Source organism: Megasphaera stantonii (assembly GCF_003367905.1).
GTDB lineage: Bacteria > Bacillota > Negativicutes > Veillonellales > Megasphaeraceae > Megasphaera > Megasphaera stantonii.
Genome location: NZ_CP029462.1, coordinates 2,256,460 through 2,279,915, shown reverse-complemented (window position 1 = coordinate 2,279,915; position 23,456 = coordinate 2,256,460). Strand labels below are relative to the sequence as shown.

At 54.3% G+C, this 23,456-nt stretch carries 26 protein-coding genes and 1 tRNA gene; 1 reads left to right on the top strand and 26 read right to left on the bottom strand.

Annotated elements, in window-relative coordinates; genetic code table 11:
* The 15 genes from truB to DKB62_RS10755 all read right to left on the bottom strand — a co-directional run bounded on the left by truB (nucleotide 1) and on the right by DKB62_RS10755 (nucleotide 12,854).
* Complete coding sequence (gene truB / locus DKB62_RS10825) at nucleotides 1-882, bottom strand: tRNA pseudouridine(55) synthase TruB (protein ID WP_087476963.1); 882 nt, start codon at nucleotides 880-882, stop codon at nucleotides 1-3.
* A complete protein-coding gene (locus tag DKB62_RS10820; protein WP_107196649.1) occupies nucleotides 879-1,823 on the bottom strand; it encodes a DHH family phosphoesterase in 945 nt (314 codons plus the stop codon). The genes truB and DKB62_RS10820 overlap by 4 nt, the downstream gene beginning before the upstream one ends.
* A 5-nt stretch (nucleotides 1,824-1,828) precedes the next feature.
* Entirely contained in the window at nucleotides 1,829-2,176 is a 348-nt protein-coding gene (gene rbfA / locus DKB62_RS10815) for a 30S ribosome-binding factor RbfA (RefSeq protein ID WP_087476961.1), read from the bottom strand.
* Nucleotides 2,177-2,194: 18 nt separating this feature from the next.
* Complete coding sequence (gene infB / locus DKB62_RS10810; protein ID WP_107196648.1) at nucleotides 2,195-4,687, bottom strand: translation initiation factor IF-2; 2,493 nt, start codon at nucleotides 4,685-4,687, stop codon at nucleotides 2,195-2,197.
* Complete coding sequence (locus DKB62_RS10805; RefSeq protein ID WP_107196647.1) at nucleotides 4,684-5,013, bottom strand: L7Ae/L30e/S12e/Gadd45 family ribosomal protein; 330 nt, start codon at nucleotides 5,011-5,013, stop codon at nucleotides 4,684-4,686. Before DKB62_RS10805 ends, infB begins: the two co-directional genes overlap by 4 nt.
* Nucleotides 5,010-5,270: an RNase P modulator RnpM gene (rnpM, locus tag DKB62_RS10800; protein WP_087476958.1), complete on the bottom strand. Its 261-nt coding sequence runs from the start codon at nucleotides 5,268-5,270 to the stop codon at nucleotides 5,010-5,012. Before rnpM ends, DKB62_RS10805 begins: the two co-directional genes overlap by 4 nt.
* 10 nt (nucleotides 5,271-5,280) lie before the next feature.
* A complete protein-coding gene (gene nusA, locus DKB62_RS10795; protein WP_107196646.1) occupies nucleotides 5,281-6,420 on the bottom strand; it encodes a transcription termination factor NusA in 1,140 nt (379 codons plus the stop codon).
* A gap of 14 nt (nucleotides 6,421-6,434) precedes the next feature.
* Nucleotides 6,435-6,896, bottom strand: coding sequence for a ribosome maturation factor RimP (locus DKB62_RS10790; RefSeq protein WP_087476998.1), 462 nt, complete (start codon nucleotides 6,894-6,896; stop codon nucleotides 6,435-6,437).
* 138 nt (nucleotides 6,897-7,034) lie between these two features.
* Nucleotides 7,035-7,634 carry a hypothetical protein gene (locus DKB62_RS10785; protein WP_107196645.1) on the bottom strand — a complete coding sequence of 200 codons (600 nt, stop codon included), beginning with the start codon at nucleotides 7,632-7,634 and terminating at the stop codon, nucleotides 7,035-7,037.
* A gap of 93 nt (nucleotides 7,635-7,727) precedes the next feature.
* Nucleotides 7,728-7,813: transfer RNA gene (locus DKB62_RS10780), tRNA-Leu, on the bottom strand.
* An 8-nt stretch (nucleotides 7,814-7,821) separates the two neighbouring features.
* Nucleotides 7,822-8,397, bottom strand: a complete 576-nt coding sequence (locus tag DKB62_RS10775) for a lytic transglycosylase domain-containing protein (protein ID WP_087476955.1) — start codon at nucleotides 8,395-8,397, stop codon at nucleotides 7,822-7,824.
* A gap of 9 nt (nucleotides 8,398-8,406) precedes the next feature.
* The gene (gene coaE, locus DKB62_RS10770; RefSeq protein WP_087476954.1) at nucleotides 8,407-9,018 is read right to left on the bottom strand and encodes a dephospho-CoA kinase; all 612 of its coding nucleotides are present in this window, start codon (nucleotides 9,016-9,018) and stop codon (nucleotides 8,407-8,409) included.
* 13 nt (nucleotides 9,019-9,031) lie between these two features.
* The gene (gene mutM, locus DKB62_RS10765) at nucleotides 9,032-9,850 is read right to left on the bottom strand and encodes a bifunctional DNA-formamidopyrimidine glycosylase/DNA-(apurinic or apyrimidinic site) lyase (RefSeq protein WP_107196644.1); all 819 of its coding nucleotides are present in this window, start codon (nucleotides 9,848-9,850) and stop codon (nucleotides 9,032-9,034) included.
* A gap of 10 nt (nucleotides 9,851-9,860) precedes the next feature.
* The gene (gene polA / locus DKB62_RS10760) at nucleotides 9,861-12,437 is read right to left on the bottom strand and encodes a DNA polymerase I (RefSeq protein WP_107196643.1); all 2,577 of its coding nucleotides are present in this window, start codon (nucleotides 12,435-12,437) and stop codon (nucleotides 9,861-9,863) included.
* Nucleotides 12,438-12,449: 12 nt separating this feature from the next.
* Complete coding sequence (locus DKB62_RS10755) at nucleotides 12,450-12,854, bottom strand: signal peptidase complex subunit 2 (RefSeq protein ID WP_232818842.1); 405 nt, start codon at nucleotides 12,852-12,854, stop codon at nucleotides 12,450-12,452.
* A 193-nt stretch (nucleotides 12,855-13,047) separates the two neighbouring features.
* Here DKB62_RS10755 and DKB62_RS10750 point away from each other — a divergent pair, with 193 nt between their 5' ends.
* The gene (locus tag DKB62_RS10750) at nucleotides 13,048-13,509 is read left to right on the top strand and encodes a nucleoside deaminase (RefSeq protein ID WP_198643550.1); all 462 of its coding nucleotides are present in this window, start codon (nucleotides 13,048-13,050) and stop codon (nucleotides 13,507-13,509) included.
* Between the two features lie 75 nt (nucleotides 13,510-13,584).
* Here the strand turns inward: DKB62_RS10750 and DKB62_RS10745 are convergent, their stop codons facing one another.
* The 11 genes from DKB62_RS10745 to rlmB form a co-directional block, all read right to left on the bottom strand.
* Entirely contained in the window at nucleotides 13,585-14,715 is a 1,131-nt protein-coding gene (locus tag DKB62_RS10745) for a phosphonoacetaldehyde reductase (RefSeq protein WP_157949744.1), read from the bottom strand.
* A 14-nt stretch (nucleotides 14,716-14,729) separates the two neighbouring features.
* On the bottom strand, nucleotides 14,730-15,569 hold the full coding sequence (locus DKB62_RS10740; RefSeq protein ID WP_157949743.1) for a PhnE/PtxC family ABC transporter permease: 840 nt from the start codon (nucleotides 15,567-15,569) through the stop codon (nucleotides 14,730-14,732).
* The gene (locus DKB62_RS10735) at nucleotides 15,566-16,339 is read right to left on the bottom strand and encodes a PhnE/PtxC family ABC transporter permease (RefSeq protein WP_198643549.1); all 774 of its coding nucleotides are present in this window, start codon (nucleotides 16,337-16,339) and stop codon (nucleotides 15,566-15,568) included. The genes DKB62_RS10740 and DKB62_RS10735 overlap by 4 nt, the downstream gene beginning before the upstream one ends.
* On the bottom strand, nucleotides 16,336-17,127 hold the full coding sequence (gene phnC / locus DKB62_RS10730; RefSeq protein WP_107196641.1) for a phosphonate ABC transporter ATP-binding protein: 792 nt from the start codon (nucleotides 17,125-17,127) through the stop codon (nucleotides 16,336-16,338). Before phnC ends, DKB62_RS10735 begins: the two co-directional genes overlap by 4 nt.
* A gap of 14 nt (nucleotides 17,128-17,141) precedes the next feature.
* Nucleotides 17,142-18,068, bottom strand: coding sequence for a phosphate/phosphite/phosphonate ABC transporter substrate-binding protein (locus tag DKB62_RS10725; RefSeq protein WP_198643548.1), 927 nt, complete (start codon nucleotides 18,066-18,068; stop codon nucleotides 17,142-17,144).
* 244 nt (nucleotides 18,069-18,312) lie between these two features.
* Nucleotides 18,313-18,780, bottom strand: a complete 468-nt coding sequence (gene smpB, locus DKB62_RS10720) for an SsrA-binding protein SmpB (protein ID WP_095629929.1) — start codon at nucleotides 18,778-18,780, stop codon at nucleotides 18,313-18,315.
* A 12-nt stretch (nucleotides 18,781-18,792) separates the two neighbouring features.
* The gene (gene rnr, locus DKB62_RS10715) at nucleotides 18,793-21,117 is read right to left on the bottom strand and encodes a ribonuclease R (RefSeq protein ID WP_107196663.1); all 2,325 of its coding nucleotides are present in this window, start codon (nucleotides 21,115-21,117) and stop codon (nucleotides 18,793-18,795) included.
* Between the two features lie 80 nt (nucleotides 21,118-21,197).
* On the bottom strand, nucleotides 21,198-21,434 hold the full coding sequence (secG, locus tag DKB62_RS10710) for a preprotein translocase subunit SecG (RefSeq protein WP_087476947.1): 237 nt from the start codon (nucleotides 21,432-21,434) through the stop codon (nucleotides 21,198-21,200).
* 44 nt (nucleotides 21,435-21,478) lie between these two features.
* A complete protein-coding gene (gene sigH, locus DKB62_RS10705; protein ID WP_087476946.1) occupies nucleotides 21,479-22,168 on the bottom strand; it encodes an RNA polymerase sporulation sigma factor SigH in 690 nt (229 codons plus the stop codon).
* A gap of 12 nt (nucleotides 22,169-22,180) precedes the next feature.
* Nucleotides 22,181-22,708, bottom strand: coding sequence for an NYN domain-containing protein (locus tag DKB62_RS10700; protein ID WP_107196640.1), 528 nt, complete (start codon nucleotides 22,706-22,708; stop codon nucleotides 22,181-22,183).
* Nucleotides 22,705-23,454, bottom strand: a complete 750-nt coding sequence (rlmB, locus tag DKB62_RS10695; protein WP_107196639.1) for a 23S rRNA (guanosine(2251)-2'-O)-methyltransferase RlmB — start codon at nucleotides 23,452-23,454, stop codon at nucleotides 22,705-22,707. The genes DKB62_RS10700 and rlmB overlap by 4 nt, the downstream gene beginning before the upstream one ends.
* Nucleotides 23,455-23,456: the final 2 nt, after the last annotated feature.

The following is a 23,456-nucleotide window of genomic DNA, read 5'->3' as shown; positions in this document are numbered from 1 at the left end:
TCACAGTACGTCGGCAAACATCTTATGCGGACGTATGACATGATGTTCTTTATCGAAATGAGCAATGCCGGCCAATTTTCGTTCCGGCGTATAGACCCGCAGCACGTCGCCATGGGCGAGCCCCTTGCCGGCAAAGGGCACCGCGCGGCCCTGCAGGAGGCGGGCACACTTTTCCGCCGTACAAACCGCCTTAGGAAGGTCTTGAATCGCCATGTCGGCAGGCAGGATATAGGCCTGCGGATCGGCTTCCAATTCTTCCAGCGAAGCTGCCTGTGCAATATCAAAAACGCCGGCCCGGACGCGGACGAGATAAGTCATGCAGGCATAAGTCCCCAGCGCTTCGCCGACATCGCGGATGAGCGAGCGGATATAGGTCCCCTTAGAGCATGTCACGGCAATGACGCCCCGTCCGTTTTGATACGACAAAAGGCGGATCTCATATATCGTGACCCGCCTGCCCGGCAATGTAAAATCAGCGTTTTGTCTGGCCAGCTTATACGCTTTGACGCCATTAACATTGATGGCGGAATAACGGGACGGAGTCTGCTCGATATCGCCGCAGAACGACGCCAGCACGGAGGATATATCCTCAGCAGACAAATCGGGGACAGCAGCGCTGGCGACGACTTCGCCGGTGCTGTCCTCCGTATCCGTAGCAAAGCCTAAAGCAAACTCTGCATGATATGTCTTTATCCCGTTGTCTCCATATTCAATCAGCCGCGTCGCCTGACCCAGATACACGGGAAGCACGCCGGCAGCCAAAGGGTCCAGCGTTCCGGCGTGGCCAATCTTCTTCATCCCGTATATGCGGCGCATCTGGCCGATTACGTCATGGCTCGACATTCCTGTCGCTTTTAATACATTGACGATTCCATTTATCATTTTACTTTTAAAAGTTCCTTCACTATCATTTTTTTTGCTTCTTCCAGCGGCGCCGCCACGGTGCAGCCTGCTGCCCGCACGTGGCCGCCGCCGCCGAACACGGAAGCGACGGCGTTGACGTCGGCTCGCTTAGACCGCAGGCTGACCCGCGTTTCTTCCGGACCAACGTACTTTACCGTAAAAGCCACGTCGACGCCCTGAATCGTGCGGATGTAGTCGATATAGCTTCCCGTATGCTCGCCCGTATACTGCAGCAATTCCGGCGTAAACGAAAGACAGGCAACCTGTCCCTCACCGAACAATTCAATATGGCGCAGCACCTCCGACAAGGCCTGAAGCTTTGCCAAAGACCGGGCTTCCAAATGCTCGGAAACGACGTTCGGCTGCGCACCGGCTTCGACCAGCAGCGCCGCCATCCGCAAGGTATGGCCCGTCGTATTGCTGAATTTAAAGAACCCGCAGTCCGTCGCGATGGCCATGTACAAGGCGTTTGCCATAGACGGCGAAAATTCGGCCTGCCAGTCTGCCAACAGTTCGGTTAAAATCTCGCCCGTTGCAGCGCAGTCCGTCCGCACGTATTCCCAATCGGCAAAATGGAGGTTGGAAATATGATGGTCAATATTCAGGACCTTCCCCTTCGCCAAGGCATCAGCCGCGCCGATGCGATCCATGCCGGTCGCATCGAGCACGACGGTCAGCCATGACGCGTCGGTCTGTACCTGGTCGGGACGCCGTATCTGTTCCGCCAGCGGCAGAAAGAAAAACTTGTCGTCTATGTCGTCGTCCACGGCCACGACAACCTCCTTGCCCAGGCCTTCCAGCCATTCCTGCATCGCCAGCAGGCTGCCTATAGCGTCGCCATCGGGGCTGACGTGAGCAGTCAGCACGATGCGGTCATGCTGTTCCAGAATACGGCGTACTTCCTGAGATGAACAATTCATGAAACTCAGTCCTTTTTTTCTATATCACGAAGTATTTTATCGATTTTCATGCCGTAATCGAGAGACGTATCTTCTTTAAATTCAATAGTCGGCGAATAGCGTATGCCCAAGCGGCGGCCCACTTCCGTGCGGATATAGCCCGTCGCGTTTTTCAGCGCTTTCAGGGTATTTTCTTTTTCCTCAGCCTTGCCAAAGAGGCTGACGTATACCGTCGCTTCGCGCAAATCGCCGGTAATCCGCGCGTCCGTCACAGTGACGAAGCCGAGGCGCGGATCTTTTAATTCACGAAGCAGGATGTTGGAAACTTCCTGCTTGATGAATTCTTGTATTTTGCGGACTCGCAATTCTCCCATATGTATTTCCTCACTTTATTATTCCGGCGCGACTTCCACCATTTCATAGGCTTCGATTTCGTCGCCTTCCTTGATGTCGCGGTATTTTTCAAGGGTAATGCCGCATTCGTATCCGGAAGCCACTTCCTTGACGTCGTCTTTAAAGCGGCGCAGTCCGTCGATTTCGCCGTCATGAATGACGATGCCGTTGCGGATCAGGCGGATCTTAGCGTTGTTCGTAATCTTGCCTTCCTTGACGTAGGAACCGCCGACGATGACCTTCGGCGTCGTAATGACCTTGCGGACTTCGGCGCGGCCGATAATGTGTTCTTCATATTTCTTTTCCAGCATCCCTTTGATAGCCGCTTCCACGTCGTTGATGGCGTCGTAAATAACGCGGTACATGCGCATGTCGACGTTGTCGTGTTCCGCCGCCTTGCGGGCCGCCGCGTCCGGGCGGACGTTGAAGCCGATGATGATGGCGTTGGATGCCGAGGCCAGCATGATATCCGATTCGGAAATAGCGCCGACGCCGGCATGGACGATGGCGATGCGCACTTCGTCGCTCTTAATGTTGAGCAGGGACTGGCTCAAGGCTTCGACAGAACCCTGTACGTCCCCCTTAATGATGAGGGGCAGTTCTTTCAATTCGCCCTGCTGAATCTGGTTGAACAAATCGTCGAGAGTTACCTTCGCATTGACGTGGAGGGCCGACGAACGTTTCTTTTCCATTCGTTTTTCCGCTACGCTGCGGGCCGTCTTTTCATCGGTCACGTCGAGGATATCGCCGGCTTCGGGCACGTCGTTGAGGCCGAGGATTTCCACAGGGATAGACGGTTCGGCTTTCTTAACCCGTTCGCCCCGTTCGTTGTTCATGGCGCGGACCTTGCCGAAGCAGGGACCGACGATAATCGTGTCGCCGACGTGGAGCGTGCCCTTCTGGATCAGGACGGACGCGACGGGGCCGCGGCCCTTGTCGAGCTTCGCTTCGATGACGACGCCCTGGGCCGGACGGTTCGGGTTGGCCTTCAATTCGGAAACTTCTGCCAGGACGAGGATGTTTTCCAGCAAGTCGTCGAGGCCGATTTTCTTATGAGCCGACACGGGAACCATAATCGTGTCGCCGCCCCATTCTTCGCTGATCAAGCCGTATTCCGTCAGCTGCTGCATGACGTGTTCCGGATTGGCGCTTTCCTTATCGATTTTGTTGATGGCGACGATGATGGGAACGCCGGCCGATTTGGCGTGGTTAATGGATTCGACCGTCTGCGGCATAACGCCGTCGTCCGCCGCGACGACGAGGACGGCGATATCCGTAACCTGGGCGCCGCGGGCGCGCATAGCCGTAAAGGCTTCGTGACCCGGCGTATCCATGAAGGTAATCTTCTTGCCGTTGTAGCGTACCTGGTAAGCACCGATATGCTGCGTAATGCCGCCAGCTTCGTGGCTCGTCACGTTCGTCTGGCGAATCGCGTCGAGGAGGCTCGTCTTGCCGTGGTCGACGTGGCCCATAATCGTAACGACAGGCGGACGGACCTTCAGCGTTTCCGGCGCGTCGACGATTTCTTCGATTTCCGTCGGATCTTCCGGAGGCGCTTCCTGCGTAACGGTTACGCCGAATTCGTCGGCAATCAAAGAAGCCGTTTCAAAGTCGATTTCCTGATTGATCGTCGCCATAATGCCGCCCATGAGCAGCTTTTTAATGACTTCGCCGACTTCGCGGCCCAGCTTTTCCGCGAAATCCTTGACGATAATCGTTTCCGGCAGCTCGATAGACGTGGGGTAATTCTTTTTCTTCGCCGGTTCGCCGCCGCCCATATCGTGATGGCCGCCCTGCTTCTTGTTGTTCTTGTTATTTTTATTTTTGCCTTTGTTCAACACGTTAGATAAAAGTGTGTGAGGTCTGTTGTTTTTGCCGTTGGGGTTATTGTTATTCTGGTTGCGCTTATTTTTCTTATTGTCGCTGCGGCCGGCATTCTGCCCTTCGTCGCCGTTTTGCGAAGAACGGCCGAAGAACTTCGTCCGCTTGCCGCCGTTGTTCTGCTGGTTCTGCTTATTTTGCTGATTCCCATTCTGACGGTTGTTCTGATTGCCGGACGACTTTGCGTTCTGTTGTCCGGCGTTTTTCTTGTTGTCCTGGCCGCGATTGTTCTGATGATTCTGGCCGGATGAACCGCTCTGCTGATTTTTATTGCCGTTCCGCGCCGGCTGAGCCTGCTTTTTGGCGTTGTTTCCCTGTTCAGGACGATTTTGCTTATGGGAATTTCCTTGTTTTTGTCCTTCCTGCGGTTTCGCTTGCTTAGCGCGGTTGTTATCGTTCACTTTGCGGCCAGTTCCTTCCATTCCTTTTTTTTGTTCTGCCGGCTTTTCAGCCTTCTTGGGTTCCTTAAAGGATTTATCTAATATGGCTCTCATCGAATCGTCGATGCCCGTAAAATTACCAGCCTTGATATTATGATCGCCTAATACTTTGATGACGTTTTTGGCGGATACGCCATATTCTTTTGCAACTTCGTATACACGTTTTGTCATCTAGTTACCCCCTTTTCAGTCGTTCTCAACACTTTATCTACAGCCTTGGCAAAGCCGGCGTCCGTCAGCAGGACGACGACGTTCTGCATCTTTCCGACGGCCCTGCCCAGCTCTTCCTTCGTCAATATATCTACAACGGCAATCCCCTTGCGCGCTGCCAGGCGGCGGTACTTTTCCACGTTGTCGACTCCGCCGTCTGCTGCCAAAAACAGCATGGGAACTGTATGGTTCTTCAAATGCTTCTCCGCCGCGAAATCGCCGCAAATCGTCTTGCGGGCCCGGCAGGCAAGGCCAAGCAGATTGCCGATCCGTTCCTGCGCGGTCATGACAATTCCTGCCGCAGGCTTTCATAAATTTCGTCGGACACCTTCGTTTTTAAAGACCGTTCCAGACGATGTTCTTTATACGCTTTTTCCAGGCAGGCCGAATTCTGACAGATATACACGCCCCGCCCGGATTTTTTGCCGGTCTTGTCGATTTCCACGGCGCCTTCCGGCGTGCGGACGACGCGGATCATTTCCTTCTTGCTCTTCTGTTCCTGACAGCCAGCACAGACGCGCAGAGGTATTTTTTTCTTTTTCATCTATACCTCCTCAGGCTTCGCCTTGTCCGTCTTCAGCCGCCGGCATATCCAATTCGCTCAGGATGTCTTCCTGTTCCTCTTCTTCATCGGCGGAAGATACTCCTTCGCTTGCCAGAGCAGCGGCCTGGCTTTCGCTCTTAATATCGATCTTCCAATTTGTCAGCTTAGCCGCCAAGCGGGCGTTCTGGCCGGCCTTGCCGATAGCCAGGGACAGCTGATAATCGGGAACGACGACGCTCGACGCTTTTTCCCCTTCGTCGACGGTAACGGAAACGACCTGGGCCGGGCTCAGGGCGTTGGCGATGTACACGGCCGGGTCTTCGTCCCATTTGACGATATCGATTTTTTCGTTCTGCAGTTCCGTCACGATATTCTGCACGCGGCTCCCTTTCGGGCCGACGCAGGCGCCGACGGAATCGACGTTTTCATCGCGGGAATACACGGCGATCTTGGAACGGCGGCCCGGTTCGCGGGCTACAGATTTCAGTTCCACCACGCCTTCGTAGATTTCCGGCACTTCCAGCTCAAAGAGCCGCTTCAACAAGCCGGGATGGGTACGCGATACGAGGATCTGCGCGCCCTTCGTCGTCTTGCGCACTTCCACGACGTAGCATTTGATGCGCTGGCCGACCGTATAGGTTTCCGTCGGAATCTGTTCCGACGCCGGCAGAATTGCTTCGGCCTTGCCCAAGTCGACATAGACGTTCTTGTTTTCAATCCGCTGAATCAAGCCGGTAATGATGTCGTCCGTACGATTGTAAAATTCGTCGTAGACGATGCTCCGTTCCGCTTCGCGGAGGCGCTGGATCATGACCTGCTTGGCCGCCTGGGCGGCGATGCGGCCGAAGTTGGACGGCGTTACGTCGACGTTGACTACGTCTCCGACTTCGTATTCCGGGTTCAGCTTGCGGGCGTCTGCCAGGGAGATTTCCCCATGGTCGTTGACGACGTCTTCCACGACGGTTTTCGCCGCTACGATGCGGTAATCGCCCGTTTCCCGATTCAGCTCTACGTCGGCCAGGGGGTTGGCTTCCGGCTCCTTCTTATAGGCCGTAATCAGCACGGCTTCCAGGGAGTCGCAGATGACGTCTGTCGAAACCCCTTTTTCTTTAGACAAAAACGCAATAGCATTGAGCAATTCCTTATTCACGGTTACACCCTCCATTAAAAATCAATATGCAGACGAACCTGCGATATAGTTTTCATATCTAATATCTCTTCATTTCCATCGACCCGGACGGTCAGCTTGCCGTCTTCGCCTTTCCCTACCAAATCGGCTACCAGGTCTTTTTTGCCGTTGTAGGGCTGGAAAAAGTGAATATCCACGGTTCTGCCGGCGTAGCGGACAAAATCCTTATCCTTTTTCAAGATGCGGTCCAGTCCCGGAGACGATACTTCCAGCAGATAATTTTCTTGTATAGGGTCCTTTTCATCGAGGACTTTGCTCAGCTTTTCGCTGACAGCCTGACAGTCCTCCAGATCGACGCCCCCTTCTTTGTCGATAAATACGCGGAGGTACCAGTTTTTTTCGCGGACATATTCGACGTCGACCAATTCCAAATCCGTGCCGCTGATAATCCGTTCTACTTCCTGAGAAATCATTGTTTCAATATGTTCACGCTTCATGCCATTCACCAGCTATCCTTCTAAAAATTCATACAGGTAAAAGTTAAGAGTGGGCTCGCACCCACTCTCACATAAAAGAATCTAAATTACGTTTAGTATACCACTTCAGCCGCCTTCTGACAACGCCGCAAGGGCAAATCAGGATATATCGGCCGAAATAGAGTCCAGCACCGGCAGCAGACGCTGCTGCAGCGCCCGTTTCAGTCCCTCCAGGGACGAGCCGTCAAAATCATGAACCAAATTTGGAAAGTTATGAATCCGCCGCTCTGCAAAAAAATCGTCGCGGAGGACGTTGTACATGACGGACAAGCCGCTTCGCGACTCTTTCTGGTAATAGGAAAGAATCATGTAAGAGCCGTTAATAATCCGCACGGCCTGATTCGGCCGGATGAGGCAGCGGAATCCGCCGTATTCTGCCGGAAGGAACTCATCCCAGTCTACGTCGGGCAGGCCCTTGTTCTTCAGTATGACGCTGAAATTACGGCTCGGCTCTACATAGTAGTCGCGGATGATCCGGGCCAGCCGGTCTTCCACCATCGCCCGGAACATGGCGAAATCGCTGGTAATAAACTCGATCAGGGCAAACTCCAGCATACCGATGTCCGTGCGGACGGAAAACTCTTCCGAATCGGGATTGAATATCGCCCGTACAGACCAGTTATTGTCGGCGTTGCAATAGGCAAACAGCAGGTACTCTTTATCGCCGCCGTTTTCCTGCACCATGCGATATTCCGTCAATAACTGAAAATCTCCCACCTGAAGTGGGAGAATAGATGCAATATTCCATTGTTTGAATGTTTCAATCAATGCTTCATCCATAAGAGAAAAAAATGGTGCGGTTGGTGGGAGTTGAACCCACACAATCGAAAGATTACTGCCGCCTGAAGACAGCGCGTCTGCCATTCCGCCACAACCGCATAGTCAATTAAAACTTGTAAAGATGTTTGTATTGCTGTTCATTCAACAAAACTATCTTAACATATTCTCGCGTTTCTGTAAAGGGTATTTTTTCAATTTCTGAAAAATTTTTTTCCCAACCATATTCTTCCATCCAGGAGTCGACGTGTCCGCGGCCGGCGTTATACGCAGCCAGGGCCAATACCTTATTGCCGTCATACTCATGCAGAAGATAGGCCAGATACCACGTACCCATTTTAATATTTGTCTGCACATTTGTCAATTGGTCCGGCGTAAAATTTTCGATTCCCATTTCTCCGGCAATCCATTCGCCCGTTTCCGGCATGATCTGCATCAGCCCCGAAGCGCCGCGATGGGAAAAGGCGTCTTCGTTGAACTTGCTCTCCACGAGAATCACCGCCGCGACCAAGGCGGGGCTGACGCCGTCTTCATACGAATATTGGCGCACCATGTAGTCGTACTGAAGAGGATAGACGAATTTCCGCAGCACGTCGTCTTTCCACGAGCAGAAATAGGTCGCTGAAAAACACGCCAGCACTACTGCTATGATAATTTTATCTTTTGTCTGGGTCTTCCGTCTCAACGCAGTCTCCTATCCTCTTTGAATTCTATCCATCAGCAGCGCCCACTGCGCCCGCACCTGTTCTTCCGTTTGAGCTAAGGCGCCGTTGTTGTCGATGACGACCTGCGACAGGGCGCGTTTTTTCTCTGCAGGCATCTGCGCACGAATGCGGGCCTCCGCTTCTTCCCGTGAAAAATGATTCCGGGCCATGAGCCGTTCCAGCTGCGTCGGCCCATCTACGCATACGAGCCATACTTCATCGACATACGCTTGATATTCTATCTCAAATAATAAGGGCATGTCAAGAAAAACGAAGGATTTCTTCTCCCCTTCATCTATGCGCCGGAGTTCTTCGTCGATTCGCTCGTAAATCAAGGGAAATAAAATGCCTTCCAGTTCCGCCTTGCGTTCAGCGTCGTTGAACACGACGCCGCCGATATAGGCCCGGTCCATCGTCCCGTCTTCTCTTATTGCTTTCGGGCCGAAGGCCGCCGCTACGGCAGCCAGCCCCTTCGTGCCGGGCCGCACGACATCGCGCGCCAGGACGTCGCAGTCCACGACGGACGCGCCGAGCTCCCGCAGCATCGATACGACCGTACTTTTTCCCGACGCAATCCCGCCGGTCAATCCAATGCGATACATGACAAGTTCCTCCTTACACCTGGCAGTGAGGGCAATAATGCGTTCCCCTGCCGGCAAACTTCGTATAGATAATCGTATGGCCGCAGCGCGGGCACGGCGTCCCTTCTTTGCCGTATACCTGCAAAAAGGCCTGGTTCGACCCTTCCTGGCCATTGCCACTGATAAAGTCGCGTATCGTCGTGCCGCCATGGGCCAATCCCTGCCGCAGCACGACCCCAATGGCCTCGTGGAGTCTGCGGCATTCGTCGGGACTTATATCACAGCAGCGGCGCTGGGGCCTGACGCCGGCAAGGAACAGCGCCTCGTCGGCGTAAATATTGCCCAAGCCGGCTACGCAGGTCTGATCGAGCAAAAAGGATTTGACGGAACGCTTCGACGACTGGAGGGCCTCCTGCAAATAGGAAAGAGTAAATTTGTCGCTGTTGCCGTCAGGTCCCAGCGAATCGTAGCCGGAAATTCCCGTCGGCCCCTCCGGCGGCACGAGCCACAGGCACCCGAGGGTGCGGACGTCGCGATACAGGATATATCCTTCATTTAATGCGAAAATAATGCGCTGTCCTCGTATTTCTTCGTACTCCTCCTGATAGATGAGGCTGCCGGTCATGCGCAAGTGCACGAGCAGAGACGGACCGCCGCTGCAGCGAAGGAGCAAATATTTTCCCTTACGGCTGACAGCTGATATCGTCTGTCCCGTCAATAGGCGGCAAAATTCTTCAGGCGTCGTGTTTTTCACCAGGCGCGGCAGCAAGAGCCGTACGTCTTCAATCCGTTTTCCCACTGCGTGCGCTTCAATATAGGCGCGCACCGATTCTACTTCCGGCAATTCAGGCATATAACTCCTCCTATTTTGCTTCTTCCCAGTTCCGGCCGCAGTGAATATCGACGACCAGGGGCACCGACAAGGTCACGATGTGTTCCATCGTATCCTTCAGCAGCGTTTCCACTTCTTCCCGCTCGTCAGCCGGCACTTCCAGGACGAGCTCGTCGTGAACCTGCACGAGAAGGCGGCTTCGCAAGCTGCGGCGTTCCAATTCGTCCTGAACGGCGTTCATGGCCAGCTTGATGATATCGGCGGCGCTGCCCTGGATAGGCGTGTTCATCGCCGTCCGCTCGGCAAAGGAACGGCGCGTAAAGTTCTTGCTGTTAATATCTGTCAGCGTGCGGATGCGTCCGAACATGGTCTTGGCCATCCCCGTTTCGCGGGCTTCCGCCACGAGCTTGTCCATGTAAGCGTGAATCGTGCTGTAGCGGGCGAAATAGGAATCGATATATTCCTTGGCCTGCTGACGGGAAATCGAAATATTGCGGGCCAGTCCGAAGTCGCTGATGCCGTAAATAATGCCGAAATTGACGGCTTTGGCATGGGAGCGCTGCTCCGGCGTGACCTCGTCCCAGGGAATGCCGAAGACTTCCGACGCCGTGCGGCGATGGATGTCCTGATTTTTCTTGAAGCCGTCGATCATCGTCGGGTCCTGGGACAAATGAGCCAGAAGGCGCAGCTCGATCTGCGAGTAGTCGCCGGATACGATGTAGTCGTATCCTTCGCCCGGCACGAATAAGGAGCGGATTTTGCGTCCCTGCTCGGTTCGGATAGGAATGTTCTGCAAGTTCGGGTCCGAGCTGCTCAGGCGGCCCGTCGCTGTGACCATCTGGTTAAAGGACGTGTAAATGCGGCCCGTTTCCCGGGAAATCAAGGGTTCCAAGCCGTCCAGATAGGTGGAAATCAGCTTTTTCAAAGCCCGGAACTGCAGTATTTTCGGGATCATGGGATGCTGGTCCATGAGGGCTTCCAGTACGGCCGAATCTGTCGAATAGCCTGTCTTCGTCTTCTTGATAACCGGCAATCCCAGCTTTTCAAATAAGATGACGCCGAGCTGCTTCGTCGAATTGATGTTGAAGGTCTCGCCGGCATCGTCGTAAATTTCCTCTTCCAGCTTGTCCGCTTCCAGCGACAGCTCCCGTTCCATATCCATGAGCCGTTCCGTATCGACGGTAAAGCCGTTCATTTCCATGACGGCCAGCGTATGAATCAAGGGAATTTCAATCGTATCGTACAAGGTCGTCAAGCCGGCCTGCTCCAAGGCTTCTGCCGCCTTGGGCCAGACGTCGAAGGAAAACTGCGCGTCGCCGGCCAGGCGCAAGGCTTCGTCGCCGCTTTCCTGCAAAGGCACGGCAAATTTTTCCGATAAATACGCCAGGCCATAGGCGGTCCGCGTCGGATCCAGCAAATACGCTGCCAGTATGATATCCGCCAAGGGCAGGCGCTTGTCCGTATAGGGCGACGCCGCCTTGACGAGCTGCTTGCCCTGCGACGTGACGACTAAGGCCGCATCTGCCAAAGCACAGAGATACTCTCCTTCCCGTCCTGCCGGCACGACGAAGACGCCCTGATTTCCCGCAATGGCTAAGGCCTTCAGCACAGGCAGGGGCGCAGCCGGTTCATACACGCCTTCTACGGCGACGATCTGGCCGGCCAAGTCCTGGAGCTGTAAGTCTTCCAGCAGCTGCAGGGACACGTCCTGTGCCGTTTCCTCGTCGGCTAAGGATGCAAAGCGGTCGAAGGCAGCAAACCGGGCCAGCATGTTTTTAAAGCCCAGGCTGCGGAACAAGGCGGATACGTCTTCCTTGCGCGGCTGCGGCAGGAACATGTCCAGACTATACTCGACGGGCACGCTGCAGCAGATCGTCGCCAGTTCCTTGGACAAAAAGGCTTTGTCCTTGTTGTCGGCTAGCTTTTCCTGCAATTTCTTGCCTTTCACTTCGCCGATACGGTCGTACAGTGTCTCTACATGCTGAAATTGAGCGATGAGCTTCGCCGCCGTCTTTTCTCCGACGCCGGGAACGCCGGGAATATTGTCGGCCGTATCACCCATGAGGGCCTTCATGTCGACGACCTGGGACGGCGCGTAGCCGTATTCCGCCTCCATGACGTCGGGCGTAACGGCCAGCATATTTGTAATGCCCTTTTTCGTCAAATGGACCGTGACGTTTTCATCGACGAGCTGCAGCGCGTCGCGGTCTCCCGTCACGATGTCAATGTGAAAATCCTTCGCTTCCATCTGCCGGGCAACGGTGCCGATAATGTCGTCGCCTTCATAGCCTTCCAGCTCCAGGACATGAATGCCCAGGCATTCCAGCACTTCCCGTATCAAGGGGAACTGGGGCCGCAGGTCGTCGGGCGCCGGCTTGCGCGTCGCCTTATAGCCGTCGTACAAGTCGTTTCGGAAGGTATGCTTGTCCTTGTCAAAGGCTACGGCTACGTAATGGGGCTCCAGCTGCTCGTACAATTTAAGCAGCATGTTCAAAAAGCCGTACACGGCGTTCGTCGGCCGGCCCTGGCTGTCCGTCAGGGAAGGGATGGCGTAAAAGGCCCGGTATAACAGGCTGCTTCCATCTATAATCAACAATGTTTCCTTCATGTCAGCCTCCTCTTACCGATGCAGAAACGCCTTGACGATGTTATATACAAAATAAATGACCAGCGCACCCAGCAAATAGGGCATCGCCATGATGATAAAGCCAAGGGCGCTGATGATGACGGCGACGATGCAGAATACGATAAAGCCCAGGGCCAGCTTGACGCGCCAGGACAATCCCGACGTGATGATGCGCACGCCTGAACGGCGGCGCTGCTGTTCGCGCATCTGTTCCTCATAGGCTTTCTGTTCGTCCCGTACCGTACCATCTTCCTCAATCGTCTGCCCGCGGAAGCTGTCCCGTTCGTGATCCGACATAACCTTGGCTTCGGCCTGCTCGTACTGCTGGTACAAGCGATGGCACGATTCGCACATGCCGTCGTCATAGACGGCTTCTCTATCGCAATAGCGGCACTTCATAGTAGTCCTCCTAAATTTCTGTAGCACACATAATACAAAATATCTCTCTTATTATATCATTTATCGTTTTGATTATCTATTCATTCATACAAAACAAGGCCGGCAGCCCAAACCATTTCGTTTTCCCGCCTGCCTATGGTATAATATGCGAGGCGTAAAAAGAAATCTGCAAATCACGGAGGAATGATATACGATGAATTTCATGGACGAAGCCATTAGCGAATCGGCAAAAAACTTAGAAACAGGCCACGGCGGACCTTTCGGCGCCGTCGTCGTCAAGGACGGCGTCATCGTCGGACGCGGCCATAACGAAGTATTGAAAAACAACGACCCGACCTGTCACGGCGAAATACAGGCCATCCGCGACGCCTGCCGCAATCTCGGCACGTACGACTTATCGGGCTGCGAGCTCTACACGTCGGCCGAACCCTGCCCCATGTGCCTTTCGGCCATCATCTGGGCGAATATTAAAACGGTGTATTACGGCAACAGCGCCAAAGACGCCGCCGCCATCGGCTTCCGCGACGACTTCATTTACGATTTCATCAAGCGGGGCTGCGCCGACGAAGATACGCTGGCCTTGCGGCAGATGGGCCGCGAAGAGGCCATCAAGATCTTTGAACAGTACAAAGAAAAGAATATGACCATATATTAATCGCTGCAAACGAAAAAGCTTGAAACATGGGACTCTAAAAAGTCCCTTTGTTTCAAGCTTTTTTCATCGTCGCGATTAAAAAATACGTTCCAGTACAGCCTGCACATCTTCGGGCTGTACGGCGACGGGATTGTTGTCCGCCCGGCCCTTGGTGAAAGCGTGAACGACGATGTAAGAAATATCGCCGCTGCCGATGCCGTAGTCCCGCAGGCGAAGAGCAAAGCCGCCGAGAGACAGCATATGGAATACCCAGTCTTTGACCTCTGCCGCCGAAGCGCATTGATACGCTTCCAGCAGCTCAGCATAGCGAGGAATCGCCGCCTTATTGAAATCCATGAAATCGCCCAGCGTCAAAGCCGCCGCCGTGCCATGAGGCACGCCGAATCTTTCCGTCATGGGGTACGATACGGAATGGCAGACTGTCGTCTTCGTATTGCTGAAAGCCAGTCCGGCATATAAGCTGGCCTTGCCGATGAGCAGGCGCAGCTCCGCGTCGTCCGGATGGGCCGCCAAGTCCTCTAAATGGCGGCGAATGAGGCCGATGGATAATAAGGCAAAGGTCTGGGATACTTCATTCGTCCGGCAGGCCCAGAAGGACTCCGTACTGTGGCACAAGGCGTCCAGCGCCGACGATATCGTCAGCGCTGCGGGACATGTCGCCGTGCATACGGGGTCGACGACGGCCAGGGCCGCAAAGTTATGACTATAGCTGCAAGACATCTTACATTCCCGTTCCCGATCCCATACGGTCGCCCACGGCGTCACTTCCGAACCCGTGCCGGACGTCGTCGGCACGCCGATCCAGGGAATAGGCTGCACCGCTTCATACGCCTCTGCGGCGATAAAGGCCCGCAGCCCTTCGGTCCCACGAATGCCGGCAGGAATCGCCAGGGCCAGCGTCTTCGCCGTATCCATGACGCTGCCGCCGCCGACGGCGAGGATGAGGCCGTACGGTTCGCCGCCCACCCGTTCCAGCATCGCGGCCATATCGGCCACGTCGGGATTGGAAAGCGTCAGCTCCTCTTCCCGGACGTCGCGCCCCGCTAAGGCCTTCCGCAAAGCCTGTCCGGCAGGACTTTGAGAAAAATCCATGCCGCGGGTCAGCAGGAGAATCTTCTTCTCCCGGCTCGTTTCCTCCAAGTAAAGAGCCAGCTTTTCCAAGCCGTCATGTCCGGCAAGGATGCGTACAGGATTATAAAATTCCAACGTTACCACTCCTTTTACTGCATGGACCGCTTGACGAGCAAAAAGCCACGTTCTAAGCAAAAAGCGAAGGCGAATACCAGAAAAACGGCGAGTCCCGCTTGTCCATACTGATAGTTTTGTATGCTCGTAGAAATAGCGAAGCCGATGCCGCCGGCTCCCACCATCCCCAGAATCGCGCATTCGGCAAAATTGATTTCAAACCGCAGGGCAATCCAGGCGACGAGCTGCGTAACGGCACTGGGCAGCAAGCCGCAGCAGATAATCTGCCAGCGCGTCGCGCCTAAGGCCGCCAAGCCGTCTATCGTATCCTGCGGCACGTCTTCAAAGGCCTGGGAAAAGGCCCGCGTAAAAAAGGCCACCGTGTGAATCGATAAGCCCGTAACGCCTGCTACGGGGCCGAATCCAAAGCAGACCAGCATCAGCAGAACCCATACGGGCGTCGGCACAGCCCGCAAAAAGGTAAAGAAGGCCTTGACCGCCCCGGCGGCGATTCTGCTGCCGACGACGTTTTCCGCAGCCAGCAGTCCGAAGACGAGGCCGAGGAATATGCTGTACACCGTAGCCAGCACCATAATGGAAAAGGTGTCGGCGAAGGAAAGAAGGGTAAAGTCGACGCTGTCCGTCGTCATATGAGCCATTTTCCAAAAAATTTCAACGATGCCGGAGGAACGTTCCGCCAGCTGCAGCCAGTCAATATGCAGCATGTACAGAGACGCCGCGGCGGCTGCCGTCGTACCGGCCAGGAACAGGGCGATGAAATGATCTCCCCCGCGGACGCCGACATCTATCTTTTTCTTCCCATTCTTCTCGGGCCTCACGGCCGAATCTACAGCCGTAACTTCTTCTATATTCATGGATTCATCACTCTCTTTCGCAAGCATCCCGTCATGATATCTACCAAGATGACAATAGCCGCAATCATCAAGATGATGCCGGCAGCCTGCGGATATTTAAAGGCTTTCAGATACGAAAGCAGGACCATGCCGCTGCCGCCGCCTCCTACCATGCCGACGATGGTCGAGGCGCGGATATTGACTTCCAGACAATAGAGAAACCATGAAATAAAGCCGGCTATGCAGCAGGGAATCACGCACTGGAACATGCGCTGCCAGAAATCAGCACCTACGGCTTCCATACATTCTAACGTGTCCTGAGGAATTTCGTCAATAACCTCGATAAATGTGCGGGTCATAAAGGCGAAGCTGGTAATGACCAGGGCGATAAACCCTACGCTCGTGCCGACGCCCAGGGAGGAAAAGAGGATAAAAGCCCAGACAAGGGTCGGAATGTTGCGCAGGAAGGTAGCCGTGCCGCGGATGACGCCGGCAACGTACCGGGACGGCGACGTCTTTTCGCTGCCGAATACGGCGGCCACGACGGCCAGCACTGCCGCGACAAAGGCTGACGATATGGCCAGGGAAATCGTCACGGCAATACATTCCATGACGGCTTCGCTGAACGATACCTGCGGCGGCAGAAAGTCTTCCGTAAAGAACTTCCACCCCTCGCCCAGCTGCGGTATGATTTCTGCCGGGTTAAAGCCGGTATAGGCCGTGGCAGCGATAAAGGCCGCCGCCATGAGCCCGGTCATCGTATAGATTACATGAGATTCGTTCTGTTTCATAGGTTTCGTTCCTTTATCGCAAGTTCGTCGGCCGATACGCCGTAAATAGCCTGAATCACGTCGTCACCCATATCGCCCGGCGGGCCGTCAAAGACGATTCTTCCCTTCCGCAGACCGATGACGCGGGTCGCATAGGCCTTAGCCACGTCGATCTGATGCAGGTTGACCAGACAGGCGATGCGGCGGCGCGAGGCCATGGAATAAATCATATCCATGATGATTTTAGCGCTCGACGGATCCAGGGAAGCAATGGGCTCGTCGCAGAGAAGAATCTGCGGCTCCTGCATAAACGCCCGGGCAATGCCGACGCGCTGCTTCTGGCCGCCCGACAGGTCGGCGGCCCGCGTATTGAGGAAATCGCCCATGTCGATTTCTTTCAATAATTCTACGGCCTTTTCCTTATCTTCTTCCCGGTACCGTCCTATCATCCCCTGCAAAGAGCCCATGTAGCCCAGACGGCCGTGGAGCACGTTCTGCAGCACCGATAAGCGGTATACCAGGTTGTAGTTCTGGAAAATCATGCCTATTTTCCGCCGCAACGTCCGCAAATGGCTGCCCTTAGCTTTAGAAATATCCTCGCCGCCGATAAGTATGCGCCCTTCTGTAACATTGTGCAGCTTATTGATAGAGCGAAGGAGCGTCGATTTGCCAGCACCGGACGGGCCGATGACGGCGATAAATTCTCCCGGATATACGGAAAAGGTGACATCGTTTAGTCCCAGCGTGCCGTTTCCATAGCGCTTGCAGACATGCTCAAATACGACGACGGGCTGTTCTGTCCCATTCATGCTGTCCGTCCTCCTTACGTGTTGAGGAGCAGGTTCAGCTCGATGATGGGCTGGTAGTCAGCCTTGGAAGCTTCGACAAAGCGCGCGCCCTTCACCTTAATGACCTTCGTAAAATAGTCCTCGTTATTGTACTGCAGGAGGAAATCAGTCAGTGTCTTGCGCAGATTTTGATCCATATCGGCGCGGATAATCATGCCTTCCGAAGGAATTGGGTCAGAGGTCGCAATCACCTTAATATCGCCGGCCTTAACGTTGCCACTGTTAATTTCAGCCTGCAGAATCTGATCTGATACAGCAGCTACATCTACATCGCCCTTAGCGACGGCCTGGATGCTGGCCTGATGCTTGCCGGCATACATTGCCGAAGCGAAGAATTTTTCATTCATGTGCAGCGTTTCGCTGTCCAGATTTTCATTCGGGAACGCTTTCATAATCATGCTCGTCGGAATAAGATTGCCCGACGTGGAGCCCGGATCGACAAAGGCCATCTTCTTGCCCTTTACGTCCTGAAGAGAATTGATATCCGAGCGGTCTGCCCTCGTAATGAAGACGGAATGATACAGGGCCTTCGCCTTGTCGCCGTCGGGAGCCTTCATGACGATGACGTCTACGTTGCCGTCTAAGCGCTGATTTGCCAGGGAGATGCCCTCCGCTCCCAAATAAGCCATATCGGCCTTTTTCGTCCGCAAGGCTTCAATGATGCCGTTGTAGTCGGACGCGCTGATTTCCTTTACTTCCCGTCCCAATGCTTTGCCTAAATCTGCCGATAAGGCGCTGCGGGCGTCGGCGCTCTGCTCCGTCGATTCGTTCGGCGCGTAGGCGATCGTAAAGGGCTGCTGCCCGCTGCCGCCTCCGGCGCTTCCGCAGCCGCCGAAGCTTGCGGCTGCAGCTACCAGCATTAAAGATACGCTTATGCCTTTCATCCACCGTTTCATATTCATATCCATTTCCTCCTGTGTGTACGACAATATGATGCTTTCCATATAATGTCTTGCTATACCTATATCCTACGGCATCTATATGTAGTTCCAGAAAATATATTGCAAATTCTCTGTAAATAATTGCATTTAGCAGCATTTATTTGCATGTTTTAGAAACACATAGCTGAAATCGTAAATCTAAGAAGAAATGGAAAAACCTCTGAACGGCATCCATTGCCATTCAGAGGTTTCGTTTGATTTCATATCAGCGGCGTTCTTTCATGCGCCGTTCAATATCCCGCTTCGCTTCCTTTTCGGCCAGAGCCTGCCGTTTGTCATACAGCTTCTTCCCTGTCGTCAAGGCGATCGTCGCTTTGACCTTGCCCTTTTTGAAATATAAGTTCAGGGGAATCAAGGTATATCCCTTTTCTTTAATACGCCCTAACAGCTTGAGTATTTCATACTTATGAAGCAGGAGCTTCCGCGTCCGCAGCGGGTCGTGGTTGAAGCGGTTTCCCTGGTCGTAGGGGCTGATGTGCATGCCGACCAGAAACACCTCGCCGTTTTCAATGCGGCAAAAGCTGTCCTTCAGGTTGACCTTCCCCTGCCGCAGGGATTTCACTTCCGTTCCCGTCAAGGCGATTCCCGCTTCGTAGGTTTCATGAATAAAATAATCGTGGCGCGCTTTGCGGTTGTCCGTAATATATTTTACGCCACTCGGTGATTGTGCCACTGGCAGTTCCTCCTATTTTTTCCTGGACTTCTTGCCCTTGCGTTTTTTATCCTTCTTGCCCTTTTTCTTGCCTTTTTTGTCCTTCTTCTTTTTCTTCCCTTTCTGGGAATCTGCAGCGTCGGCAAACCAGTTTCGCTTCGTCACTTCCTGCTTACCGCTCCGGCTGCCGTTCTTCCTGTGCCGCCGTTCGGCGCCGGCCGCCATGAGCTGCCGCAAATCCTCCAGCGATTCTACCTTGCCGGGAACAAAATCGATTTCACATTTCTCGACGTTGACCTTCGCCAGCGTCACTTCCATCATGTCGCCCAGATGATATACGCGCCCGCCATGCTGTCCCCGCATCGTATACGTCCCTTCGTCGAACTCGTAAATATCGTCGGTCAGCAGGGAAATGTGAACCAATCCTTCAATGCCGTTTTCCAGGCCGACAAACAGGCCGAAGGACGTAATCCCCGTAATATGAGCCTCATAGGGCTGACCGATAAAGGGAACCATGTACTGGGCCTTCTTTAAATCGTCTGTTTCCCGTTCGGCCTCGACGGCAATGCGTTCGCGGGAGCTGGCCTGATCGGCAGCAATCGTATGGTATGCCAAGGACTGCTGCGCTTCTTCCTGAGTCAGCTTGCCTCTTTTTTTATTCTGCCGGATCAGCCGGTGCACCATCAAGTCGGGATAGCGGCGGATAGGCGATGTAAAATGGGTGTAGCACTCCGAAGCCAAGCCGAAGTGGCCGGCGTTATTCGTCGAATACCGGGCCTGCTGCATGGAGCGCAGGGCAATGGTCTGCACGACGAGTTCGGCGCTCGTCCCCTTGGACTGCTTCAGCAGCTTTTGAAAATCGGCGGGCTTCACGTCGTCGCCTGACGGCACAGGCAAATCAAAGCTGGCCAGCACGATGCGCATCATCTCCAGCCGTTCCGGCTCGGGCGTTTCATGCACCCGGTATACGGCCGGATTTTCGCTGTCTCTCAAATAGGCGGCGACAGTCTCGTTGGCGATGAGCATGCATTCTTCTACGATTTGCTCGGCAATCGTCCGCTCTCTCTTTTCCAGCCGCAAGGGCTTGCCTTCTTCGTCGAGGATAATCTTGTATTCGGGAAAATCGAAATCGATGGCGCCGCGGCGCAGCCGCATCTGCTTCAAAATCTGCGCTACGTCCTGCAGGTCCCGCAGCATGGGCATAAAGGGCTGCAAGTCGTCGGGGATAATATCGTCAACTAAAGCTTTTTTGACTTCTTTATAGTTACAGCGCCGCTTTACGCGGATGACGGCCGGTCCGATGTCGGCCTTGACGACCTTGCCTTCCTTGTCGATTTCCATTACGCAGGTCATGGAATAGCGGTCCTGGCCGGCATTGAGGCTGCACATATCGTTGGAAAGAACCGTCGGCAGCATCGGAATGACCCTGTCGACGAGGTATACGCTCGTGCCGCGTTCGTACGCTTCGGCGTCGAGCAGCGTGCGGGGCCGCACGTAATAGCTTACGTCGGCAATGTATACGCCTAAGCGGTAATTGCCGTTGGACAGGCGTTCCACATCGATGGCGTCGTCCAAATCCTTGGCGTCTTCGCCGTCAATCGTAATGAGCTGGCGATGGCGGTAATCGCGGCGGCCGTCTTCCAATACGACAGTCCGGTCGATGGAGTCGGCCTCCTTCAATACGTCGTCGGGAAAGGCAAAGGGCAATCCATGACGAGCCATGATGACTTTAATATCCAAGTCCTTGTCGCCGTCATATCCCAGTATTTCCGTCACTTCGCCTTCGGCCTTGCGGCCCTCTTCGGGCCATTTCGTAATGGTCACGAGGACGCGGGCGCTGCTGCGGGCGCCGGCCGTTTTATCCAGGGGAATATAGATATCCTCCCGGATCCGTTCGTCGTCAGGACGGACGAAGCCACATTGCTTTTCCCGCTCGAACGTCCCGACCAGGGTCTTATTCGCCCGCTCGACAATGCGGATAATTTCCCCTTCCGTTTTATGGCGGCCGCTGCCGCTCTGAATAATGCGCACGGCTACCTTGTCGTTATTCATGGCCGTATGCCGGTACTGCTCGGCAATGTAAATATCGTCCTGCATATTTTCGCAGAGGACAAATCCAAAGGTAGGCGTATATCCCTTGTATATGCCTACGATTTCCTGAGCCCGCTTAGATGCGCCGTAGCGTTCTTCGGATATTCTCACGAGACTCCCCCTCCTTATCATCTCTTCAAAAGTTTCAAACAGTTCGGACAGCTCCCCGCCAGCCAGACGCAGCCGCTCGGCGCAGTCCTCCACGGTAACGCCGTCCGGTTCCATATTACATATATCCATTATATCATGGGACAACTTCAAATTCATACTCTTTATACATTCCCTTTCTCTGTCGTTCGTCTGCATATGAAAAAAGCCTGCGACGACGCCGCAGGCCATAACGTTCATTAAAATGTATTCAGCAATCTGCCTAAAATCAATGTCACGATTGCAAAGGCAATAGATACGACGATAGTTACTTTAGACAGCAATGCGTCCATACCGCGGGCTCTGCTGCCAAACAGGTCTTCCGCGCCTCCGCCGAAGCCGGCGCCCATGCCTTGAGTCTTGCTTTTTTGGGCTACGACAACGCCGATAAGAATCAGAGACAAGATGACAACTAAGATTTCCAATACAGTAATCACGCTAATCCTCCTTACAACACATGCTTAACGATACTATTGTACACTCATTTGCCTTTTCTATCAATAGGTTCTGATTTATTTTCTCCATCCCGGTTTTCCAAATAACGTTCCAGCTTGCGCTTGACGCGCTGCAGGGCGTTGTCGATGGATTTTACGTGGCGATGCAGTTCTTTGGACATCTCGTTGTAGGACTTCCCTTCCAGATAGGCCGTCAGCACCTGCCATTCTAGGTCGCTCAGGATTTCGTTCATCTTCAGCTCGATGTCGGCAAATTCCTCCCGGCTGATGACGAGCTCTTCCGGGTCGCTGACGCGGATTCCCGACAGAATATCCTGCAGCGTCCGATCCGATTCATCTTCATAAATCGGCTTATTCAAGGATACGTACGAGTTGAGGGGAATATGCTTCTGCCTCGTCGCCGTCTTGATAGCCGTAATGATCTGCCGCGTAACGCACAGCTCGGCAAAGGCCCGGAACGAGGCCAGCTTGTCGCCGCGAAAGTCCCTCGTCGCTTTATACAGGCCTATCATGCCTTCCTGAATGATGTCGTCGCGGTCGGCGCCGACGAGAAAATAGGCCCGCGCTTTGGATTTCACAAAGTTACGGTACTTATTGACGATGTAATCCATCGCCTCGCCGTCCTGTTCCTGCTGCGCCAGTTGAACGATTTCTTCGTCGCTCATCCCTTCAAATCTGTCCGACCGGGGAAATTCCTCTCGCATTTCTGCCTGCATATTATACCTCTACTATTTCGATCTGCGAATTTTTTCTAATTTTCTCAGCACGTCTTCGTCCTGCACGCGGTACACGACTTCGTTGCGCTGGCCGCCGTGCTTCAATACGTTGCGGTGGTCGTAGGCCGCCGTTTCCTTCCGCGTCCGCTCTACGTCCTCGGCAAGCTCTCTCGCCGGCATGCGGTACGCGCCGGTGCCCAGCACCTGCGTCTGTTCCGAGCTGTCGGACGTAGCGACGTAAATGATGCGCTTGTCGTTGCGGTGCTCGTAGACCAGCCGTTCGATGCGGCTGTCCGCCGTTTCCTCTTTATCCGTAAAGATGACTTCGCAGTCCCTGCCGATTTTCATGCTTTTTTCCGCCTCGTCCGTGTACATCGCGTCGAAGACGAGGACTAATTTATATCCCTTAGCCTTGCCGTAGCTCACAAGGATATCCGTCAGCTTCTCCCGTGCGTGGTCCAGCGATTGGGCTGCCAGCTTTTTCAGCTCGTCCCAGGCAAAAATGATATTGTACCCGTCGACGATCAGCAAATCCTTCATTTCGCCACCGCCTGCCGCTGGCGCACGGCTTCATACATCAAAAGGGCCGCCGCCACGGAAGCATTGAGGGAATTAACCTGGCCGAACATGGGAATCTGCACGAGAACGTCGCATGTTTCCTTTACCAGATGGGATATGCCCCGGCCTTCGCCGCCGATGACCAGGACGATAGGCTCGGTCAGAGAGCTGTGAAAATAATCGACGCTGCCGTCCATATCGGCGCCGATAACCCAAAAGCCCCGCTTCTGCAATTTCTTCAAGGTCTGCGTCGTGTTGCCGATCTGCACGATAGGCATATACTCGACGGCGCCGGCAGACGTCTTGCCGACGGTTTCGTTAATCGGTGCGCTGCGCCGCTTCGGCAGGAGGACGGCGTCGACGCCGGCGCATTCGGCCGTGCGGATAATAGCGCCTACGTTGTGCACGTCTTCAATACCGTCCAGCAGCACCAGAAACGGCGTTCGTCCCGACGCTTCCACGTCGGCAAGCACGTCGGTCAAATCGGCATAGGCCACGGGAGCGGCGAAGGCGACGACGCCCTGATGGCGGCTCCCCGGCGCCAGATGATTCAAGATCTTGACCGGCGCGCGTTCTATGAGAATATCCTTCTCGCGGGCCAGCTCCTGGATACGCAGCAGCGGCGGCGCGTCATTTCCGGCAGCTATATATAGTTTTGTAATGGACCGGCCGGCACGCAGCGCTTCCGTCACGCTGTTGCGTCCGACAATGATGCTTTCGTCGCTCATGG

Excerpts from the sequence above, each read along its gene's own strand:
- rnr (WP_107196663.1), bottom strand. The coding sequence starts at position 21,117 with ATGAATTTGAAGTTGTCCCATGATATAATGGATATATGTAATATGGAA.
- polA (WP_107196643.1), bottom strand. The coding sequence starts at position 12,437 with ATGAAGGAAACATTGTTGATTATAGATGGAAGCAGCCTGTTATACCGG.
- DKB62_RS10740 (WP_157949743.1), bottom strand. The coding sequence starts at position 15,569 with ATGAATATAGAAGAAGTTACGGCTGTAGATTCGGCCGTGAGGCCCGAG.
- mutM (WP_107196644.1), bottom strand. The coding sequence starts at position 9,850 with ATGCCTGAATTGCCGGAAGTAGAATCGGTGCGCGCCTATATTGAAGCG.
- DKB62_RS10725 (WP_198643548.1), bottom strand. The coding sequence starts at position 18,068 with ATGAATATGAAACGGTGGATGAAAGGCATAAGCGTATCTTTAATGCTG.
- DKB62_RS10700 (WP_107196640.1), bottom strand. The coding sequence starts at position 22,708 with ATGAAGGATTTGCTGATCGTCGACGGGTACAATATCATTTTTGCCTGG.
- DKB62_RS10735 (WP_198643549.1), bottom strand. The coding sequence starts at position 16,339 with ATGAAACAGAACGAATCTCATGTAATCTATACGATGACCGGGCTCATG.
- DKB62_RS10790 (WP_087476998.1), bottom strand. The coding sequence starts at position 6,896 with ATGAAGCGTGAACATATTGAAACAATGATTTCTCAGGAAGTAGAACGG.
- infB (WP_107196648.1), bottom strand. The coding sequence starts at position 4,687 with ATGACAAAACGTGTATACGAAGTTGCAAAAGAATATGGCGTATCCGCC.
- rnpM (WP_087476958.1), bottom strand. The coding sequence starts at position 5,270 with ATGAAAAAGAAAAAAATACCTCTGCGCGTCTGTGCTGGCTGTCAGGAA.
- rbfA (WP_087476961.1), bottom strand. The coding sequence starts at position 2,176 with ATGGGAGAATTGCGAGTCCGCAAAATACAAGAATTCATCAAGCAGGAA.
- DKB62_RS10820 (WP_107196649.1), bottom strand. The coding sequence starts at position 1,823 with ATGAATTGTTCATCTCAGGAAGTACGCCGTATTCTGGAACAGCATGAC.
- sigH (WP_087476946.1), bottom strand. The coding sequence starts at position 22,168 with ATGCAGGCAGAAATGCGAGAGGAATTTCCCCGGTCGGACAGATTTGAA.
- phnC (WP_107196641.1), bottom strand. The coding sequence starts at position 17,127 with ATGAATGGGACAGAACAGCCCGTCGTCGTATTTGAGCATGTCTGCAAG.
- DKB62_RS10805 (WP_107196647.1), bottom strand. The coding sequence starts at position 5,013 with ATGACCGCGCAGGAACGGATCGGCAATCTGCTTGGCCTTGCCTGCCGG.
- DKB62_RS10750 (WP_198643550.1), top strand. The coding sequence starts at position 13,048 with ATGAATTTCATGGACGAAGCCATTAGCGAATCGGCAAAAAACTTAGAA.
- rlmB (WP_107196639.1), bottom strand. The coding sequence starts at position 23,454 with ATGAGCGACGAAAGCATCATTGTCGGACGCAACAGCGTGACGGAAGCG.
- truB (WP_087476963.1), bottom strand. The coding sequence starts at position 882 with ATGATAAATGGAATCGTCAATGTATTAAAAGCGACAGGAATGTCGAGC.
- coaE (WP_087476954.1), bottom strand. The coding sequence starts at position 9,018 with ATGTATCGCATTGGATTGACCGGCGGGATTGCGTCGGGAAAAAGTACG.
- DKB62_RS10755 (WP_232818842.1), bottom strand. The coding sequence starts at position 12,854 with ATGAAGTGCCGCTATTGCGATAGAGAAGCCGTCTATGACGACGGCATG.